We start from the raw sequence: 18,247 nt of genomic DNA, 5'->3' as shown, positions 1-18,247 counted from the left end.
TTTTAAACTGTATTCATTTGTTGCATCTGCAACACTGTTTCTGCAATTTCTAACAGGTTCTGCTCGTCTAATTCTTTTGTTATAATCTGTAGGCCATATGGCATTCCGTTGGAATGCCGTGTTAAAGGAACGGATATCGCCGGCACCCCCGTGAGGTTGGCCAGCACCGTATAAATATCGGCCAGGTACATCGCGATCGGATCATCCGTCTTCTCCCCGATTTTGAACGCGGTCGCAGGTACCGTTGGCAGGAGGATGGCATCGTATGCCTGCAGGATCTGCTGCATCTTTTCCACCACCAGCCTTCTTACCTGCTGCGCTTTCGTGAAATAAGCGTCGTAATATCCGGCGCTCAGCACGAAGGTTCCCAGCAATATACGCCTTTTTACCTCTTTCCCGAAGCCTTCAGACCGGCTTTTCCGATAAAAATCGGACAGGTCCAGCCCCTGTTCCGGCGTCCGGTAGCCATATTTGACCCCGTCGTACCGGCTTAAATTACTGGACGCCTCGGCCGTAGTAAGCACGTAATATGCCGCCACCACGAAATCAAGGTATTCAAAATCAACCGCTTCCACGGTATGACCTTCCGCCTTTAACTGTTCAAAGAAACTTTCAAATCCTCCCCTCATTTCCGGATCCAGCCCCTCGTGATGAAGGGCATCCCTTAGATACGCGAATTTGCGCTTTTTATTGTGCAGATCGGTACTTAACTGATATTCAGGCACCCCACTTTGGGAAGCCGTGCTATCATAGGCATCGGGACCGGCTATGACTTGCAGAACTTTCGCTACATCTGCAATATTCGAGCCAAAAATGCCGATTTGATCAAATGAAGACGCGTAAGCTAAGAGGCCATGGCGGCTGATACGGCCGTAGCTGGGCTTGAGCCCAACGATACCGCAAAAGTCCGCCGGCTGCCGCACCGAACCACCGGTGTCCGAACCCAGGCTCACATGGCAGAGCCCTGCCTGTACCGCTACCGCGGACCCGCCCGACGATCCCCCCGGCACACGCGTTTCGTCCAACGCATTGAGCGTGGGGCCGTAAGCGGAATTCTCATTGGTAGACCCCATCGCGAATTCGTCGCAGTTCAGCCTGCCAATAATAATAGCCCCTGCTTCCAGGAGCCTTTCCACCGCCGTGGCGTTGTAGAGGGATTCAAAACCCTCCAATATCCGGCTCGCCGCACTCACGGCGTGCCCTTTATAACATATAACGTCCTTGATGCCAACGACAACGCCCGCCAGCAAACCGGGCCGCTCCCCCTTTGGATCTTCTCATCCAGGGAACGGGCCTGCCGGAGGGCGTCTTCCGTAAAAACTTCCAGGTATGCGTTTAAATGACGGGTCTGCTCAATGCGGCCCAGGTACATCCGTACCGTGTCCTCGCAGTTCGCTTTCCCGGCATACAACGCCTCCTGAAAAGACGATATACTGCTGTATTCAGTCAAACCCAAACCAGTTTAAATCTTACAATGGTAGATCTCTGTAAAAATCGGCTCTGCACCTGCTATTTAGTCGCGGGTACTGGAATTAAGCCTGTTTCTTAACTTCGGACTCGCGGATGCCTTCCTCTACTTCGCGGCGCACATTGTCTTTCGCATCTTTGAACTCACGGATACCTTTACCCAGGCCACGCATCAGTTCAGGAATTTTCTTACCGCCAAACAGCAGCAATACTACAGCAGCGATGAGGATCAGTTCCGTCATACCGAGTTCCTGGAAAAGTAAAAAAGGTGATTTAACGAAAATAGCAGTCATTTCTCAGTTTTTTATAATGTTCGAGCTAACAAAGATAACGTTTATTTGGGCTTTCGCAACCCTGCGGGCCTACTTTAATCCAGTTTTAAGGTCTTCTTCACAACCCATTACAACCCCTTGATCCCCAATAAAAAAAGCGGGAATCCTACCGGACCCCCGCATACTAATTTCCCTGTATAAAATACTAAACCCTTTTTTCTTTGATACGGGCTGCTTTACCCTGGCGCTCGCGCAGGTAGTACAGTTTAGCCCTTCTTACTTTACCAACTTTGTGCAGCAGGATGCTGTCGATGTTGGGAGAATACAGCGGGAACAGACGCTCTACGCCTACCCCGTCAGAGATCTTACGAACAGTGAAAGTAGCCGTAAAACCAGTACCCTGGATCTTCACCACGTCGCCTTTGAAGGATTGGATACGCTCCTTGTTTCCTTCAACGATCTTATAGTTAACGGTAACGTTGTCACCGGCTTTAAACTTCGGAAATTGCTTGTTAGCAGTCAACTGCTCGTGAACAAAAGAAATCGCGTTCATCTTTCAATTATTATTAGGACGGCAAAGGTAAGGAAGAATATCCAATTACCAAGACCTTTTCCCGGTTTTTTAAAATTTATTTGATTCAGTCATGGTCCAGCATGTCCGGCCGGCGGGCTTTCGTCCGCCTTACCGCCTCCTCATGCCGCCACTCGTCTATCTTCCGGTGATCCCCGCTCATGAGGATCGCAGGCACCTTCCAGCCCCTGAACTCCTCCGGCCGGGTATACACCGGCGGCGCCAGCAAATCATCCTGGAAAGAGTCGAAAAGCGCCGAAGTCTCGTCGCCCAGCACTCCGGGCAACAACCGCCCGATCGCATCCACCACCACCGCGGCCGCCAATTCCCCGCCCGACAACACGAAATCCCCGATGGAAATCTCCATCGTCACGAAATGCTCCCGCACCCGCTCGTCTATACCTTTGTAATGACCGCAGATAATCAGCAGGTTACCTTTCATCGACAACCGGTTGGCCGTCCGCTGGTCGAACTTTTGCCCGTCCGGCGTCATGTAAATGATCTCGTCGTAGGTCACTTCTTTTTGCAGTGACTCGATGGCGTTCACCAGCGGCTCGATCATCATCACCATCCCCGCCCCGCCGCCGAACTGGTAATCGTCGGTCTGACTGTTCTTCAGCGTGGAATAGTCGCGCAGCTGGTGCACGTTCACCTCCAGCAGGCCCTTGTTCCTCGCCCTTTTCATGATCGAATGGGAGAAAGGGCTCTCCAGCAGATCGGGCTGTACGGTAATGATGTCTATCCGCATATCGTGTTTCTGTTACCCTAAATAAATGTCGAGCAGCCCGGCCGGCAGGTCGAGATGCAGGATTTTGCCCTTCCGGTCCACCTTCAGCATGGTTTGCTCGTTCAGCGGCAGCAGCATTTCCTTCTCCCTGTAGGTTACCCTGGCCAGCAGCTGGTGCGGCATTTCGATGATCTCATCTATCGTTCCCAGTTCGCCATGCTCCCTGTCACTCGCCACATAGCCCAGCAGGCTCAGGGGCGCCTGGCCGGAAGCCTGCGCCTGGAAATCCTCCTCCTGGAGATAAATCCCCTTCTGCAGGTAAGCCCTGGCCGATTCCCGCGTGTCGATCCCCTCCAGTTTGAGGTAAATATGCTCCGCGTCCTTCGCTTTCGCCTTTTGCACGAAATAAGGAAGAAAACTGCCTTTATGCTCCTCGATGAAGATGGCGGACACGTCTTTGAGCGACGACCGCTTGCCGAGGCTGTGCTTCAACAGCAATTCCCCGTCTGTACCGTGAACAGCGGCCAGTTTGCCGATATTGAAATAATTCGCCATGGAACGGATGGTGGTAAAAAGCAAAAAGGGAATCTTTGCGAGCAAATCTTCCCTTTTTGAAATGTGTTATACTGTCGATTATGCTTCTGCCGGTGCTTCGCCTTCTTCAGCGGCGGGAGCGCTCGGAGCTACGTCTTCAACTTTACGAACTACCGGAGCGGCAGCGCGTACTACTCTTTTCTGGCTTTCGCGGCGGGCAGTCACTTTTTCTTCGTGGTCAGCCTGCCATTGCTCGAACTTGGTGTAAGCGGTAGGTTCGTCGAACAAACCGAGTTTCACACCGCGGAGCAGGTGCTTCAGGTACAGTACGCCTTTGAAAGACAGGATTCTACGAACAGTGTCGGTGGGTTGAGCACCTTTCTGCAGCCAGCGGAGCGCTTTCTGCGTGTCAATGTTGATAGAAGCCGGTACAGTCAGGGGATTGTAGGTACCGATTTTCTGAATGAATTTACCATCACGGGGCGCGCGGGCATCAGCCACTACGATAAAGTAAAAAGGTCTTTTCTTGGCGCCGTGTCTCTGTAATCTGATCTTAACTGGCATAAATAAGTCGAATTATTTTTTGCGAGTGGTGAAAAAAAATTGTTTCTATTGGGGCAGCAAATGTATAGCTTAAAATGAATTTCACAAAATAAAAGTTCACTTTTTACTTTTGCCGCTATTTTAACTATCTCATCTTGAGCCCTTTGGCTCCTCCGGGCATCTTATTCATCATTTTCATCATCTGCCGCATCTGCTCAAATTGCTTCATGAACTGGTTCACGTCGGCAATTTCCTTGCCCGCCCCTTTCGCAATGCGTCGGCGGCGGCTGCCGTCGATCAGGTCGGGGTTGGCCCGCTCCGCCGGCGTCATGGAATTGATCATGGCCTCGATGCCCTTGAACGCATCGTCGCTGATGTCCAGGTCCTTCACGGCCTTGCCCACCCCGGGGATCATGCCCAGCAAATCCTTGATGGAGCCCATCTTCTTGATCTGCGCCAGCTGTTCCTTGAAATCGTCGAAATCGAACTGGTTCTGGCGGATTTTCTTTTCCAGCTTCTTGGCCTGCTCTTCGTTAAACTGCGCCTGCGCCCGCTCCACCAGCGTGGTGATGTCGCCCATGCCCAGGATACGCTGCGCCATACGCTCGGGGTAGAACACGTCCAGCGTGTCGAGCTTTTCGCCCATGGACACGAACTTGATCGGTTTCTGCACCGTGTAGGTGATGGTCAGCGCCGCGCCACCGCGGGTGTCGCCGTCCAGCTTCGTGAGCACGATACCGGAGAAGTCGAGCTTTTCGTTGAACGCCTTGGCGGTGTTCACCGCGTCCTGGCCGGTCATGGAGTCCACCACGAACAGGATTTCCTGGGGCTGCACGGCCTTTTTCACGTTGCTCACCTCGGTCATCATCACCTCGTCGACCGCCAGGCGGCCCGCGGTATCGATGATCACGACGTTATTGCCGTTGGCCTTGGCCTGCTTGATGGCGTTTTCCGCGATCTGTACGGCGTTCTTGTTCTCAGGTTCGCTATATACTTCCACCCCGATCTGACCGCCGAGCACCTGCAGCTGGTCGATCGCCGCGGGACGGTAAATATCCGCCGCCACGAGCAGGGGTTTCTTGCTTTTCTTGGATTTGAGGAAATTGGCCAGCTTGCCGGAGAAGGTGGTTTTACCCGAACCCTGCAAGCCTGCAATGAGGATTACGGTGGGGTTGGCTTTGAGCTCCAGCTCCACTTCGGTGTTGCCCATCAGTTCCACCAGCTCGTCTTTTACGATTTTGACCATGAGCTGGCCGGGGGAGATGGCGGTGATTACCTTTTCGCCGAGGGCTTTGTCTTTTACTTTATCGGTAAAGTCTTTCGCGATTTTATAGTTCACGTCCGCGTCCACCAAAGCGCGGCGGATCTCTTTCACGGTAGTAGCGATGTTAATCTCCGAGATGCGCCCCTCGCCTTTCAGCTGTTTAAAGGCTGACTCGAGCCGCTCTGATAATGATTCAAACATATTCGTATGCTGGTATGATCTTTAAAAAATGCAAAATGGTGAATATTTCGAATATTCACCATTTGGACTGCAAAAATAAGTTTTTACTGCGTTCGCGGGAAAAAATCAGCCGCCGAGGTAATTCCGCAGGAGTTTGCTGCGGGAAGTAGTGCGGAGCTTGGTGATCGCCTTGTCTTTGATCTGGCGTACACGTTCGCGGGTAAGGCCGAATTTTTCGCCGATGTCTTCGAGGCTCATGGGATGTTCCACGCCGATGCCGAAATAGAGCATGATCACGTCTTTCTGGCGGTCGGTGAGGGTGGACAGGGAGCGCTCGATCTCGCGGCGGAGGGAATCGTGGTGGTCGAGCTCCTCGTCTGCCGATACGGCGTTGGGGTTCTCGAGCACGTCGAGCAGGGAGTTGTCCTCCCCGTCGATGAACGGCGCGTCCATGGACACGTGGCGGGCGGCAACGCCTAGGGTGGCTTCCACTTCCTCGGTGTTGATTTCGAGGATGGTGGCGAGCTCATCGGGCGAGGGCTCGCGTTCAAATTCCTGTTCCAGCTGGGAATAGGCTTTGGAAATTTTGTTGGAGAGCCCCACTTTGTTCAGCGGGAGGCGCACGATGCGGGATTGCTCTGCGAGCGCCTGGAGGATGGATTGACGGATCCACCATACGGCGTATGAAATGAATTTGAAGCCGCGGGTTTCATCGAAGCGCTGGGCGGCTTTGATGAGGCCGAGGTTGCCTTCGTTGATGAGATCTGAGAGGGAAAGGCCCTGGTTCTGGTACTGTTTGGCGACAGATACCACGAAGCGGAGGTTGGCCTTGGTGAGTTTTTCTAACGCGCGCTGGTCGCCCTGCTTGATGCGGATGGCCAGGTTGACTTCTTCTTCCGGCGTAATGAGATCCACTTTGCCGATCTCCTGCAAATACTTTTCTAGCGACTGGGACTCACGATTCGTGATGGACTTCGTGATTTTTAGTTGGCGCATTGACATAGCACGGGAACAGTTACAGGTTATTTAAAAGTTATTTTAGAAGAATGCCCAACAAAAATAACTTTTTTTAGATACGACCCAAAAAAAATTACTAACCATTGAATCCTTTTCAAGCAAAATCGATTGTTGGTAATAATCTGTTCGTGCTATACCGCATTAACCAGCACTAATACCGGATTCACCGTTGATTGTCATGGTAATGGACGGCTGGTAGGTTTAAACATGTAATCCGTTGCAAAATACATAAAATAATTTTTTTATATTCCTTTTAGTTGTAAATCGTGAAAATGAAGGGATTAGGAAATAAAATGTTTTTCAAAATTTATTTTGATAGAATAAATATTTTTCTATAATTGCAGGCAGATGATTTTGATTTCTATAATAATACAGTGCGATGTCAAAGAAAGTGCAATATGAGTTAGAATATCCGGTGCGGTGCTCTCCCAGTATTCTTTTCGAGTTTTTATCAACCCCGGCAGGCCTCCAGGAGTGGTTTGCAGACAAGGTAGATTTCCGGGACAATGTTTTCTCCTTTTCCTGGAATGGATCAGCGGAGGAAGCAGAAGTACTGGAACAGGAAGAAGACGAGTATATCCGTTTACATTGGACACACGCTCCCAAAAATGAATATTTCGAATTCCGGATCCGGATTTCAGAAGTAACGAACATGACAATCCTGGTAATCAAGGATTTTGCAGAGAAGAAAGAAGTGGCGGATCAAAGCCAGCTCTGGGATTACCAGATCAAGGATCTTTTCCACCGAATCGGCAATTAACCTGACTATCTGACTGAGGAACCTCCCAGCCAGCCCAGCAGCGAAGCATAACTGGCCGCCGCAACGGGCATGATTTTTTCCCAATCCCTCAACTTACACTGTTTAGCTAATTTGAAGAAAGGCTTCCGCAGGAGCTCCTCCCATTCCGTTTGCGAAACGGATGCGGCCGCGCGGTAGTTGTCTTCCCCGAAATGATGCTGCCAGGGATCGTCGTTCACACAAACGTACCATCCCGCGGATGCGAGCCGTTCGTGCATGCCCGTTAGCGCGCCGCGATGGCGTTCCAGCGCCCCGCCGGCCAGGTGCAGCGTAAGGCTGAAATACCGCCCCCACCAGAAAAAAGTGCGGCAGGCGAAGATGCTTTCCCGACCGAAGGCGCGCGGATAGTCCAGCATCACGTACGGCAATCCCTGGTATTGTTCCCCCCGCGAGATCTTCGGCGGCTGCGCCCCCTCCATCCCATATCCCCCGATCACCGCATCCGCCTCCATGGCCCTTTGCAACGCCCCGAAGAGCGCAAACACCTTCCCGATCACCCGGTTCTTCGTCAGAATGATTTCCGCATCAGCCGCCAGGGCCAATTCGTCTGCCGTCAGTTCATACGCTTGCATATCGAAAATATTAACGGATTTTTGGGCGTGCCGCTGTTCCTCCTGTCCGGATTCGTGTTAACTTTGTGCGGCCGCTTTTCAAAATTAATCTGAAAACCAGGCCTTTTTACATTTTACCATTTTATTTTTCATTCGCCGATACGTGAAGCAACTCGATAAACTGATCATCAAAACCTTCGTAGGCCCTTTCATCGCCACCTTTTTCGTGACGCTGTTCGTGCTGATCATGCAGTTCGTCTGGAAATATATCGACGACCTGGTGGGCAAAGGCCTCGACACGCCGGTGATCATGGAGCTCCTCATTTACACCAGCGCCAGCCTTGTGCCCCTCGCCCTCCCGCTGGCCGTGCTCCTCTCCTCCATCATGACCTTCGGCAACCTCGGCGAAAGCTTCGAACTGGTGGCCATCAAATCCGCCGGCATTTCCCTGCTCCGCTTCATCCGCCCCCTGCTGTTCCTTTCCATTGGCATCGGCATCGGCGCTTTCCTCTTCGCCAACTACATCATCCCCATCGCCAACCTCCGCGCCAAATCCCTCCTTTACGATATCACCAACTCCAAACCCGCCTTCAATATCAAGCAAGGCGTGTTTTACAGCGATATCCCCGGATATACCATCAAAGTCGCCAAAAAAGAAGCGGACAACAAGACCATCCACCAGGTGATGATTTACGAAAATACCGTGGGCGACAAAAACCCGCGCATCATCCTCGCCGAAAAAGGCACCATGGAGCTATCGGGCGACAAACGCTACCTCCTCTTCACGCTCTACAACGGCTGGCGATACGAAGAACGCGGCAACACCCGCGCCCAGCAGGGAAACGAGCTCATCCGGCTCGGGTTCGATAAATACATCAAACCCTTCGACCTCAAATCTTTCGCGTTCGACCGCCTGCCGATGGACCTCTTCGCATCGAACCAGCAGATGCTCAACGTAAAGCAGCTCGATTACGGCATCGATTCGCTGCGCCGCATTGATTCGGCGCTCATCCGCACCGTCAACGCCTACGTGACCTCCCGCTACCCATTCTACAAATGGAAAGACACGGGCTGGGCCGCCAACGTCGCCCCGCTGAAAGTCGATACCTTCTATAATTCCATCCCCGAAGCCAACCGCCGCTATGTGGTGGAGCGCGTGGAATCGAACCTGCGCGAAACGGAATCTTCGCTGACGACTTCCGCCAAAGACTATACCGACAACAAGGAGCGCATCTCGCTCTTCAAAGTGGAATGGCAGCGCAAATTCTCGCTGGCGGCAGCCTGCGTGGTGCTCTTCCTCATCGGCGCGCCCCTGGGCTCCATCATCCGCAAAGGCGGGCTGGGCACGCCGCTGGTGTTCGCGGTGATCTTCTTCGTGATTTTCAACATCTTCTTCATGACCGGCGAAAAAATGGCCCGCCGCGAGGTGATGGCCTCCTGGAGCGGGATGTGGCTCGCCAATATCGTGCTGCTGCCCATCGCCGCGTTCCTCGTCTACAAGGCCATGAACGACAGCCAGCTTTTCAACAAGGAATTCTACTTCCGCTTCTTCCAGAAAGTAAAGAAGGAGTGGCAAAAACGCTTCAAAAAAGAGCCTGCCTGAGTTTGCGGCACGGTTGATGCGGTAAGAACGATTTTCCCGGAGGGCACTACCGCCCGGGGGAACTGCGTTATTACGGTTGAACTTATCGTCGACCGGCAAACCATATCAGACCCATGAAGCAAATTCTGATCGTTTTGGCAGCAGCGCTGCTATTCCTTCCATTTCCCGTTTTTTACCAGGCAGGCATCCCGCCCGTCGCGGAAGCGCCGCTGTACGGATGGCTGCAATCCGCATCCGTGGCTATTTTCGGGGCAGGGCCTTTTGCCATGCGCGAACCAAATGCGCTGGCGGGTATCCTCACGGTACTCACCTGTTTCCAGGTCGGGAAGCAACGGCAGGACGAGCGATTCGGGATGTGGTGGGCGCTGATGCTGGCCGGGTCGTGGTTGCCGCAGCTGCTGTTCCGGACGGATGCGCCGATGATCTGGGGCAACTATTTCCTCTTCCTTTCCATTTACCTGGCTTACCGTGTATCCTGGAGCGCACAACCCTGGCGGGCCGCCGCGCTTTCCGGCGTAATGCTCGGACTGGCCACGCTGTCGGCCGGCTTAACGGCGCCGCTGATCGCTTTGCTGACAGGGCTCGTTTACTGGACCTGGAAGCGTTTCCATACCGGTATGAAATGGCCGTTGCTGCTGTTTATCATCATGATGGCGGCGGTTTCCGCAGGCTGGTATTATGCCTGGCTGGGATGGAGCGGCGGGTTGAAGGGTTTGCACTTGCAGCCGTTTCCCGCGCCCGGCGCCGCATTTTCGGGGCACTGGCTGGCGATGCTGGCCTGCTTCCCGGCGGTGGCTTTCCTTTTTACCTGGCTGCAAACGGCGCGGACGCGCTCCATTTACCTGGCGCAACCCGCCGAAAACCGCGACCTGACCTGGTGGATGTGGGCTTTCTTCTGGACGGGGCTGCTGGCGCTGGCCGTGATGCGCGCGCCATTGGCAGGCGCTTCGCTGCTGCACATTCCGCTCAGTTACCTGGCCACCGTGCAGGTGTACCGCGTGCTGGAGGGACGCCTGCGCCTGAAACCCTGGAACTTTATCCTGCTGCTGCTCCTCGGCCTGAGTACCGGGCTGGCCCTGGCCCTGCTGCCTTTGGCGGCGTTATACCAGCCGGAGGCGCTCCCCGCCTGCTTCCGGGCTGATGCGGACTGGCAGGTAGCAGAAATGGCTTACGGCATCGTGTTTATGATCCTGGTAGCGGCCGGCGCGGCGATGGTGGGGAAGAAACAGGCGCAGGAGGGCCTATTGGTGATGCTGGCCGGGGGCATGCTGCTGATCGCTTTCGCCGCGATGCGGTTCGCGCCTAAATTGCAGACTCCCCCTCAGGCCACTACCGTGCTGCAGTAATACCCATCCATACACACATCTTTGTAAAAGGCTGTACCGGACAAACGGTACAGCCTTTTGCATTTCCATCCGAGATGGGAAACCGTAAACTAAAATGAACATTTTATATTAACAATCGTAAAAATTATTGCTAATGCAGCCCAAAACTGACACCATGCAGGTCAGCACAGGCGCTTCACATGCTGGGTGCGATTGCTGAAGCAGCCCAAAAGCTTACATCATGCAGGGTTTCACCAGGGTTGAGATACCCTTGAGATACCCTTCAGATACGGTTGAGCCACTGTTGAGACTCCCCTTAAAGGGGTAGCTCAGGGGTAACTGAACCCTGGCTCAAGGGATACTGTACCGGTGTTTAACCTACCATTAGCCGGGATTGAAGATGGGTTTTAACCCATCCTTGGCAGGAATGGACATAAAAAAAGCGACCGCTGCCGGGGGGCGGCGGTCGCAGTATGATCGAGGCTGTCGGGCCTTTTATTTTTTGAGGGCTTCTTCGTAGAGGGCGCTCACTTTTTCCCAGTTTACCACGTTCCAGAAGGCCGAGATATAATCGGGGCGTTTGTTCTGGTGTTTGAGGTAATAGGCGTGCTCCCAAACATCGAGGCCGAGAATGGGGGTACCCTGGACTTTGGCGATGTTGGTCATCAGCGGGTTGTCCTGGTTGGGGGTGGAAGTGATGGCGAGTTTGCCGTCTTTTTTGACGATGAGCCAGGCCCATCCGGAGCCGAATACGCCTTTTGCGGCGTCGGCGAACTGGGTACGGAAAGCCTCCTCGGAACCGAAGGCCGCGGTGATGGCGGATTTCAGTTTGGCGGAGGGCTCAGATTTGGTGGGCGACAGGATGCTCCAGAAGAAGGAGTGGTTATAGTGGCCGCCGCCGTTGTTGCGGATGGCAGTGTCTGTCGGTTTGATGCCCGCCATGATCTGCCCGAGGGATTTGGCGGCCAGGGGGCTCGCTTTCAGCGCATCGTTCAGGTTTTTAACATACGCGGCGTGGTGTTTGCCGTGATGGATTTCCATGGTAAGCTGGTCGATATGCGGCTCCAGTGCGCCAACGGCGTAGGGGAGCGGCGGCAGCTCGAAGGGGGCTTTGGCCGCGAGGAGTTCCTTGTTCTGCTCGCCTGCTGCAAAAAGCCCCGAGGGATTGGCCAGGGCGGCCACGCCGGCCAGTCCGGCCAGTTTTATGAATTCTCTCTTATTCATAATGAACATATTATTATTACAAATCTATTATTTCCGACGTAAAACCATGCAAATATTACACCAATGCGCGGGCTTTTACTAAATTGCGCCAACGACAGCGGGTATTTTGCAATTAATTCAAAATAATGCCATCGAGAATCGTTTAATTTGAATTTTATTGCTATTTTACTTTTCTATTCATGTGTAAGCTGTAGTGTAATTAATCATTTTGAAAAGATGAAGCCATTTATCCCTGGAGCCAGGACCTGCCCGCGAAGGAATGCAAGTGAAGCCGCCGGTATGCCTGACTGCCGCTTCCGGCGAAGTCCGGGTATCGTCCATCCCCCTTAAAAGTCGATTCAAGCGCAATTCTTTTCCGTTAAAGTTCATTAATTTAAACCCCTGTTTTCCTCCGAAAGAAAGGCAACACAGGATTTTATAGCTAGCTCACCGCAATCGGTTGGGTTAGCGGCAATTCAGTTCTCAACCGGCCGGCACCGATAATGCCGGGCGGATTTTGATTTTTGACAACAATTAGAGCACGAGGGCCAATTCAATCATTTAAAGAAAATCGAGTAGCGGCAGTATGACACTCAAGGAACGCATACAAGAGACACAGTCGGCGCCTGTCACCTTCTCCCCGGAGTTTTATTACCCGAACCGGGCGGCGGACCAGGAAGCCCTGCAGCAGTTGTTGCAGGCGCACCCGCATATCAGGGTATACGATGAGCTGGACAGCCAGCTCCGGGAGCTGGTGAAAATCCAGCACCCCACCCGCCGCCTCAGTGAAGCCGAAACGGCGGCAGCGGTACAGGCCCATCTGAACGGCATTCCGGCAGCGCAGTACGGCGTTTGGGTATACTATCCCTGGACGGCCAAACTGGTTCACCTGCTCGATAAATCCGAATTCATCGCTTTGCGCACTTCGCGCAACATGCATAAAATCACCGCTGCAGAGCGGGATTTGCTACAGGAAAAGAAGATCGGCGTCATCGGCTTGTCCGTAGGCCAGACCATCGCCCTCACCCTCGCCATGGAGCGGGTATGCGGGGAATTGCGGCTGGCGGACTTCGATGCGGTGGAGCTGACCAATATGAACCGGCTGCGCACCACGGTCGACAACCTGGGGATGCCCAAGGTGATCGTGGCGGCCCGTGAAATCGCTGAAATGGACCCGTTTTTGACGGTAAAAGTGTTTGGAGAAGGGGCTACGGAGCAGAACCTGGATGGATTCCTGACCGAAGGCGGCAAGCTGGACGTGCTGGTGGAAGAATGCGACGGGGTCGACGTGAAGATACTCAGCCGCCAGAAAGCCCGCAAGCATGGCATCCCGGTGGTGATGGACACCAACGACCGCGGCATGCTCGACATCGAGCGGTTCGACCTGGACCCGGAATATCCCCTGCTGCACGGGCTCATCCCTCCCATTGAGGATCTGAGCGCGCTGAAGCACCTGTCCAACGAAGAAAAGATTCCCATTTTGGGGCCTATGGCAGGCATGGCGCACATGAGCCCCCGGATGAAATATTCGCTGGGAGAAATCGGCAAAACCATTACCACCTGGCCGCAGCTGGCCTCCTCCGTTATGTTAGGCGGGGCGCTGGTGACGGACACTTGCCGGAGGATCCTGCTGGATCAGCTTCGCAGCTCCGGCAGGTATTATGTGGATTTCGATCAACTCATTCAATAACGCCCAATTCAACTAAACGAAGCAATCAATGAGCGCACCGATCAACGTTAGGGCATTTTTCGCACCAGACGACCCGGAAGCATGCATGCGGTTTTACGAGGGCCACAGTAAGCTGTTGCAGATTTACTTTGGCATCCATAAGATCACATCCGGCAATGTGGACTGGCTCCATCACAAAAATACGGTTGTGGTGATCGTGGAAGACGAGACCGGCACCAAAACGTACGGCGGGGCCCGTGTTCAGATTGCCGACGGGGTGCTGCCCCTCCCCATCGAAATGGCGGTGGGCAAGTACGACCCGAAGGTGTATACCGACGTGGTGCCCGGCAGCGCGGAGATCTGCGGTTTGTGGAACTCCAAGGAGGTGGCCGGCATGGGGATCGGAAGCCTGATCCTCAGCAGGGTATGCGTGGCGCTGACCTCGCAGCTGCCCGTGGGCAACGTCCATGTACTTTGCGCCCCGGTGACCGTGAGGGGCGCCAAGCGGGTGGGCGCGGTGATCGATACTTCGCTGGGTAATGAAGGGGTGTTTTATTATCCGAAAGACGACCTGGTGGCTACGGCCATGATCATACGCGATAACCACGAGCTGGCCAGCGCCGACCCCTCGGAACAGGCCCTCATCCGCGATTTGCGTAGCAGCCCTAACCAGATCAGGACCGAAACGGGGCCTAAAGGGACCTTCGAAGTGAATTACATGCTGGGATTGCCGCAAATGGTACCGTAAAATCCATTATGTTTGCTGCGAAATTTCGCCGCCTGACTATAACAACCGTGAACTGAAAATGTCTATACGCTTTTTCGCCCTCATCCTGCTTTCCCTGGCTGCCCATTTTACGACCCGCGCGCAAACGCCGGTCGTGTTCAACGACAGCGCCAAACTCATGCAGGTCGGTGAATTCCTCGACCTTTATATCGACAGTTCCAATGCCCTCACCATCGACCAGGTGCGCGAACAGGCATTCAAGCCCTCCGGCTCCAAGGTCCCCAATCTCCAGATCACGCCTTTTACCAGCTGGGCGCGGCTGCAGGTCACCAACGCCACCCACCTCAGCCGCCTCCTGCTCGAAGTGGAATACCCCACTATCGACGAGATCTCGCTGTACGAAGTACTGCCGGGCGGCGAGTACAAGGTTACCGAACTGGGACAGTTCCAGCCGTTCCATATGCGGCCCATCAACCACCAGAACTACATATTCCCTCTTGATATCGCGCAGGGGCAGACCCGTGAATATTATTTGAAGATCCGCGCCGGCGAACAGGCCCAGTTGCCGGTGTACCTGGGTGCGGAAACCACGCTGGTAGGCAAAAACACCGAGCGTAACTTCATTTTCGGGCTTTACGCCGGCATCATCCTCGTGATGGCGCTGTACAACTTCTTCATTTGGCTCACCGTCCGCGACAACAGTTACCTCATTTACGTAAGCTATATCATTTGCGTTGGGCTCACCCAGGCTTCGCAGCAGGGTTATTCGTTCCGGTTCCTCTGGCCCAACAGCCCCTGGCTCGCCATGCACGACACCCTGCTGATCCCGGTTTTTAACGGTATCACCGCAGCGCTTTTCATTCAATCCTTCCTGCACACCCGCGAAAAGTACAAGTTGGGACATAAACTCCTCACCGGTGTGATTGTCGCCTACAGCATCGCCCTGGTCCCCACGTTCATGAGCAACCACTTCGTGGCCAACATGATGACGCAGATCATCGCCATGACGGCCTCCATTCTCGCGATATTCGTGGGATTCAAGGTATGGCGCAAGGGGTATGGGCCCGCGGCCTACTTCCTCGTGGCCTGGGGGATCTTTTTGGGGAGCGTGTGTATTTTCGTGTTGCGGAACTTCAACATCCTGCCATACAACGACTTTACATATTACGCCCTGCAGGTAGGCTCCGCCGCGGAAGTTACCCTGCTGTCTTTCGCGCTGGCCAATAAAATCAACATTTACCGGAAGGAAAAGGAAGAATCCCAGGCCGTGGCGCTGCAGATTGCGCAGGAGAACGAGCAGCTGGTGCGCGAGCAAAACGTGATTTTGGAAGCCAAGGTAGCGGAACGCACGGAGGCCTTGCAGACAACCAACAGTGAGCTTAGCAAGACGCTGACCAACCTGAAGAGCGCGCAGACGCAGCTGGTGGAGGCCGAGAAAATGGCTTCGCTCGGTCAGCTTACCGCCGGTATCGCCCACGAGATCAACAATCCCATCAACTTCGTTACGTCCAACATCAAGCCGCTGAAGCTTGATTTTGAAGATATCCGTTCACTGCTACGCAAGTACGAAACCATCCGACCCGGCGAAGATGTGGCGGCCCAGCTGGCCGAGATCGACCGGTTCAAGCAGCAGATCGATATCGAATACCTGCACGAAGAAGTGGAAACCCTCATCAAAGGGATCGAAGACGGCGCCAACCGCACCGCGGAGATCGTGAAAGGGCTCAGGACCTTCAGCCGCCTCGACGAAAGCGACCTCAAATTCGTGGACATCCATGAGGGCCTCAATTCCACCATGGTACTGCTCCGCAACAATATCCCCAAGAACGTGACTGTACATTACGACTACGGTGAATTGCCGAAAATCGAATGCTTCGCGGGTAAGCTCAACCAGGTGTTCCTCAACATCATCAACAACGCCCTCAACGCCATCAAAATGAAACCCGAACAGGGCGACGAGCACCTGACGGTCAAAACCCGGCTGGAAGCCGACCAGATGGTCAGCATCAGCATCAGGGACACCGGTATCGGTATGTCGGACAAGGTCAAGGAAAAGATTTTCGAGCCTTTCTTCACCACCAAGGATGTAGGTGAGGGTACGGGGCTTGGCCTGTCCATCGTTTTCAGTATTATCGAGAAGCACCACGGGCGGATCGTGGTAAATTCAGAACCCGGCAAGGGAGCGGAATTTATCATATATTTACCTCAGAATGTGCCTATCGCCCAGAGTCATGCGTAAATAAAAGCAGAAAGAACCCTACATGAAAAATAACCGTATCAGGATTTTGTACATCGACGACGAGGTACATAACCTTAATGCATTCCGCGCGAATTTCCGCAGAACATACGAGATATATACCGCGAGTTCTGCCGCCGAAGGCATGCAGGTACTGAAAGGTATCGAGGTCCACATCATCATTGCGGACCAGAAGATGCCCACCACCACGGGGGTGGAGTTCTTCAACGAGATCAAGGATCTGCTCCCCGACCCCATCCGCATCCTCCTCACCGGCTATACGGATGTGGAAGATATCATCGACGCCATCAACAAGGGTCATATCTTTTCCTACATAAAAAAGCCATGGGACGAACACGAGCTGTTCAAAACCATCAACAACGCATACGAGATCTATTCCGCCCGCAAGCAACTGAAAGAAAAGGTACTGGAACTGGAGAAAACGAACGATGAGCTCAACCGGTTTATTTATTCCACCTCCCACGACCTCCGCGCGCCCCTCATGAGCGTACAGGGCATCATCAACCTCAGCCGGCTCGACAATACGATGACCGACCCGCAGGGGTATATGGGGATGATCGAAGTCTGCATCACCCGGCTCGACAGCTTCATCCAGAAGATCATCGAGTATTACCGCAATTCGCGGTTGGACCTGGAGTACGAAAAAATTGATTTCCAGGCACTGATGAGCGATTGCATCGATACGTTCAAGCACCAGAATACCAATATCGGCTTTAATGTGAATGTAGACCAGCCGGTACCGTTCAAAGGCGACTTCTTCCGGATCAGCGTTATTCTGAACAATCTTATCAGTAATGCCGTTAAGTATCAGAAACCGGACGAATCCTCTCCGCAGGTGAATCTTTCGGTGAAAGTGGAACCGCATAAAGCGACGATCAGGATAGAAGACAATGGAATCGGGATCCTCAGCGAGCATCTGAGCAACATTTTCAAAATGTTTTTCCGCTCCAAGAACAATAACAAGCCCGGAAGCGGTATTGGCCTGTATATTGTGAAAGAAGCCCTGAACAAAATAGGGGGCACCATCGGCGTAGACTCCCGTTATGGAGAAGGCACGCAATTTGAAATTACCATTCCGAACAGAAATGAATTCGATACCTGATCTCCGCGTAATATTAATCGACGATAACGACATCGATCTGCTCCTGCATGAACGGTTAATTTCCATTCAGCAGATCAGCCGCACGATCCTGTCTTTCAGCAATGCCAACAAAGCGCTGGAGTTTCTGTCCAGCAACATCACCCTGCCCCACATCCCGCCCACCGTCATCCTCCTTGATATCCAGATGCCGGAAATGGACGGTTTCGAGTTTCTCCGTTCTTTCGATTCTTATCCCCAGAAGATCAAGAACCAGTGTTATATCATCATGGTATCGTCGTCCCTGGATTTCGGGGATATTTCCCGCACCAACGCCAATCCGATGGTGATCCGCCTGTTGAAGAAGCCCCTCCAGCCCAAGGAGCTAAAGGATGTCATTGAGGGCATTTTCCGCGATCAGCACTAAAAAAGGCTTCTTCATGCGAGATGAAGAAGCCAT

17 protein-coding genes and 1 pseudogene are annotated in these 18,247 nt (G+C 53.4%); 8 read left to right on the top strand and 10 right to left on the bottom strand.

The window, feature by feature from the left end; genetic code table 11:
* Positions 1 to 2: 2 nt before the first annotated feature.
* From gatA to WJU16_RS16355, 8 genes and pseudogenes are all read right to left on the bottom strand, one after another.
* Positions 3 to 1,250: an Asp-tRNA(Asn)/Glu-tRNA(Gln) amidotransferase subunit GatA gene (gene gatA, locus WJU16_RS16390; RefSeq protein WP_341834558.1), complete on the bottom strand. Its 1,248-nt coding sequence runs from the start codon at positions 1,248 to 1,250 to the stop codon at positions 3 to 5.
* Positions 1,251 to 1,532: 282 nt separating this feature from the next.
* Positions 1,533 to 1,760 (bottom strand): twin-arginine translocase TatA/TatE family subunit, encoded by a 228-nt coding sequence (locus WJU16_RS16385; protein ID WP_109699868.1) that lies wholly within the window; start codon positions 1,758 to 1,760, stop codon positions 1,533 to 1,535.
* Positions 1,761 to 1,944: 184 nt separating this feature from the next.
* Positions 1,945 to 2,292 (bottom strand): 50S ribosomal protein L19, encoded by a 348-nt coding sequence (gene rplS / locus WJU16_RS16380; RefSeq protein WP_109699867.1) that lies wholly within the window; start codon positions 2,290 to 2,292, stop codon positions 1,945 to 1,947.
* A gap of 85 nt (positions 2,293 to 2,377) precedes the next feature.
* Complete coding sequence (gene trmD / locus WJU16_RS16375; RefSeq protein WP_341834557.1) at positions 2,378 to 3,058, bottom strand: tRNA (guanosine(37)-N1)-methyltransferase TrmD; 681 nt, start codon at positions 3,056 to 3,058, stop codon at positions 2,378 to 2,380.
* 12 nt (positions 3,059 to 3,070) lie between these two features.
* Positions 3,071 to 3,637: a ribosome maturation factor RimM gene (gene rimM, locus WJU16_RS16370; RefSeq protein WP_341834556.1), complete on the bottom strand. Its 567-nt coding sequence runs from the start codon at positions 3,635 to 3,637 to the stop codon at positions 3,071 to 3,073.
* A gap of 246 nt (positions 3,638 to 3,883) precedes the next feature.
* Positions 3,884 to 4,135: pseudogene (gene rpsP / locus WJU16_RS26135) on the bottom strand (30S ribosomal protein S16); the annotation flags it as partial.
* A gap of 124 nt (positions 4,136 to 4,259) precedes the next feature.
* Positions 4,260 to 5,579, bottom strand: coding sequence for a signal recognition particle protein (gene ffh, locus WJU16_RS16360; RefSeq protein ID WP_341834554.1), 1,320 nt, complete (start codon positions 5,577 to 5,579; stop codon positions 4,260 to 4,262).
* Between the two features lie 105 nt (positions 5,580 to 5,684).
* Positions 5,685 to 6,560 (bottom strand): RNA polymerase sigma factor RpoD/SigA, encoded by an 876-nt coding sequence (locus WJU16_RS16355; RefSeq protein ID WP_206614510.1) that lies wholly within the window; start codon positions 6,558 to 6,560, stop codon positions 5,685 to 5,687.
* Positions 6,561 to 6,954: 394 nt separating this feature from the next.
* On the opposite strand from WJU16_RS16355, the gene WJU16_RS16350 reads away from it, so the two are divergent.
* Positions 6,955 to 7,335, top strand: coding sequence for an START-like domain-containing protein (locus WJU16_RS16350; protein WP_341834553.1), 381 nt, complete (start codon positions 6,955 to 6,957; stop codon positions 7,333 to 7,335).
* Between the two features lie 5 nt (positions 7,336 to 7,340).
* Here WJU16_RS16350 and WJU16_RS16345 read toward each other — a convergent pair whose 3' ends face one another.
* Positions 7,341 to 7,946: a hypothetical protein gene (locus tag WJU16_RS16345; protein WP_341834552.1), complete on the bottom strand. Its 606-nt coding sequence runs from the start codon at positions 7,944 to 7,946 to the stop codon at positions 7,341 to 7,343.
* Between the two features lie 142 nt (positions 7,947 to 8,088).
* Between WJU16_RS16345 and WJU16_RS16340 the strand changes: the two genes are divergently transcribed.
* Positions 8,089 to 9,528 carry an LptF/LptG family permease gene (locus tag WJU16_RS16340; RefSeq protein WP_341834551.1) on the top strand — a complete coding sequence of 480 codons (1,440 nt, stop codon included), beginning with the start codon at positions 8,089 to 8,091 and terminating at the stop codon, positions 9,526 to 9,528.
* A 113-nt stretch (positions 9,529 to 9,641) separates the two neighbouring features.
* Entirely contained in the window at positions 9,642 to 10,874 is a 1,233-nt protein-coding gene (locus WJU16_RS16335; protein WP_341834550.1) for a glycosyltransferase family 39 protein, read from the top strand.
* Between the two features lie 474 nt (positions 10,875 to 11,348).
* On the opposite strand, the gene WJU16_RS16330 is transcribed toward WJU16_RS16335, so the two are convergent.
* Positions 11,349 to 12,077 (bottom strand): superoxide dismutase, encoded by a 729-nt coding sequence (locus WJU16_RS16330; RefSeq protein WP_341834549.1) that lies wholly within the window; start codon positions 12,075 to 12,077, stop codon positions 11,349 to 11,351.
* 565 nt (positions 12,078 to 12,642) lie between these two features.
* Here WJU16_RS16330 and WJU16_RS16325 point away from each other — a divergent pair.
* From WJU16_RS16325 to WJU16_RS16305, 5 genes are read left to right on the top strand one after another with little or no spacing between them, the layout of a single operon-like run.
* Positions 12,643 to 13,746 (top strand): ThiF family adenylyltransferase, encoded by a 1,104-nt coding sequence (locus tag WJU16_RS16325; RefSeq protein ID WP_341834548.1) that lies wholly within the window; start codon positions 12,643 to 12,645, stop codon positions 13,744 to 13,746.
* A 28-nt stretch (positions 13,747 to 13,774) separates the two neighbouring features.
* Complete coding sequence (locus WJU16_RS16320) at positions 13,775 to 14,473, top strand: hypothetical protein (protein ID WP_298710731.1); 699 nt, start codon at positions 13,775 to 13,777, stop codon at positions 14,471 to 14,473.
* 58 nt (positions 14,474 to 14,531) lie between these two features.
* Positions 14,532 to 16,691 (top strand): 7TM diverse intracellular signaling domain-containing protein, encoded by a 2,160-nt coding sequence (locus WJU16_RS16315; protein ID WP_341834547.1) that lies wholly within the window; start codon positions 14,532 to 14,534, stop codon positions 16,689 to 16,691.
* Between the two features lie 22 nt (positions 16,692 to 16,713).
* Positions 16,714 to 17,811, top strand: a complete 1,098-nt coding sequence (locus WJU16_RS16310; protein WP_341834546.1) for a hybrid sensor histidine kinase/response regulator — start codon at positions 16,714 to 16,716, stop codon at positions 17,809 to 17,811.
* On the top strand, positions 17,795 to 18,214 hold the full coding sequence (locus tag WJU16_RS16305; RefSeq protein WP_341834545.1) for a response regulator: 420 nt from the start codon (positions 17,795 to 17,797) through the stop codon (positions 18,212 to 18,214). The genes WJU16_RS16310 and WJU16_RS16305 overlap by 17 nt, the downstream gene beginning before the upstream one ends.
* Positions 18,215 to 18,247 lie beyond the last annotated feature (33 nt).

It is taken from the genome of Chitinophaga pollutisoli (assembly GCF_038396755.1).
Lineage (GTDB): Bacteria > Bacteroidota > Bacteroidia > Chitinophagales > Chitinophagaceae > Chitinophaga > Chitinophaga pollutisoli.
Note: the sequence above shows the minus strand (reverse complement) of the source record. Positions and strands in the feature narration are given on the sequence as shown.

Excerpts from the sequence above, each read along its gene's own strand:
- WJU16_RS16385 (WP_109699868.1), bottom strand. The coding sequence starts at position 1,760 with ATGACTGCTATTTTCGTTAAATCACCTTTTTTACTTTTCCAGGAACTC.
- rplS (WP_109699867.1), bottom strand. The coding sequence starts at position 2,292 with ATGAACGCGATTTCTTTTGTTCACGAGCAGTTGACTGCTAACAAGCAA.
- trmD (WP_341834557.1), bottom strand. The coding sequence starts at position 3,058 with ATGCGGATAGACATCATTACCGTACAGCCCGATCTGCTGGAGAGCCCT.
- ffh (WP_341834554.1), bottom strand. The coding sequence starts at position 5,579 with ATGTTTGAATCATTATCAGAGCGGCTCGAGTCAGCCTTTAAACAGCTG.
- WJU16_RS16355 (WP_206614510.1), bottom strand. The coding sequence starts at position 6,560 with ATGTCAATGCGCCAACTAAAAATCACGAAGTCCATCACGAATCGTGAG.
- WJU16_RS16350 (WP_341834553.1), top strand. The coding sequence starts at position 6,955 with ATGTCAAAGAAAGTGCAATATGAGTTAGAATATCCGGTGCGGTGCTCT.
- WJU16_RS16345 (WP_341834552.1), bottom strand. The coding sequence starts at position 7,946 with ATGCAAGCGTATGAACTGACGGCAGACGAATTGGCCCTGGCGGCTGAT.
- WJU16_RS16335 (WP_341834550.1), top strand. The coding sequence starts at position 9,642 with ATGAAGCAAATTCTGATCGTTTTGGCAGCAGCGCTGCTATTCCTTCCA.
- WJU16_RS16330 (WP_341834549.1), bottom strand. The coding sequence starts at position 12,077 with ATGAATAAGAGAGAATTCATAAAACTGGCCGGACTGGCCGGCGTGGCC.
- WJU16_RS16325 (WP_341834548.1), top strand. The coding sequence starts at position 12,643 with ATGACACTCAAGGAACGCATACAAGAGACACAGTCGGCGCCTGTCACC.
- WJU16_RS16320 (WP_298710731.1), top strand. The coding sequence starts at position 13,775 with ATGAGCGCACCGATCAACGTTAGGGCATTTTTCGCACCAGACGACCCG.
- WJU16_RS16315 (WP_341834547.1), top strand. The coding sequence starts at position 14,532 with ATGTCTATACGCTTTTTCGCCCTCATCCTGCTTTCCCTGGCTGCCCAT.
- WJU16_RS16310 (WP_341834546.1), top strand. The coding sequence starts at position 16,714 with ATGAAAAATAACCGTATCAGGATTTTGTACATCGACGACGAGGTACAT.
- WJU16_RS16305 (WP_341834545.1), top strand. The coding sequence starts at position 17,795 with ATGAATTCGATACCTGATCTCCGCGTAATATTAATCGACGATAACGAC.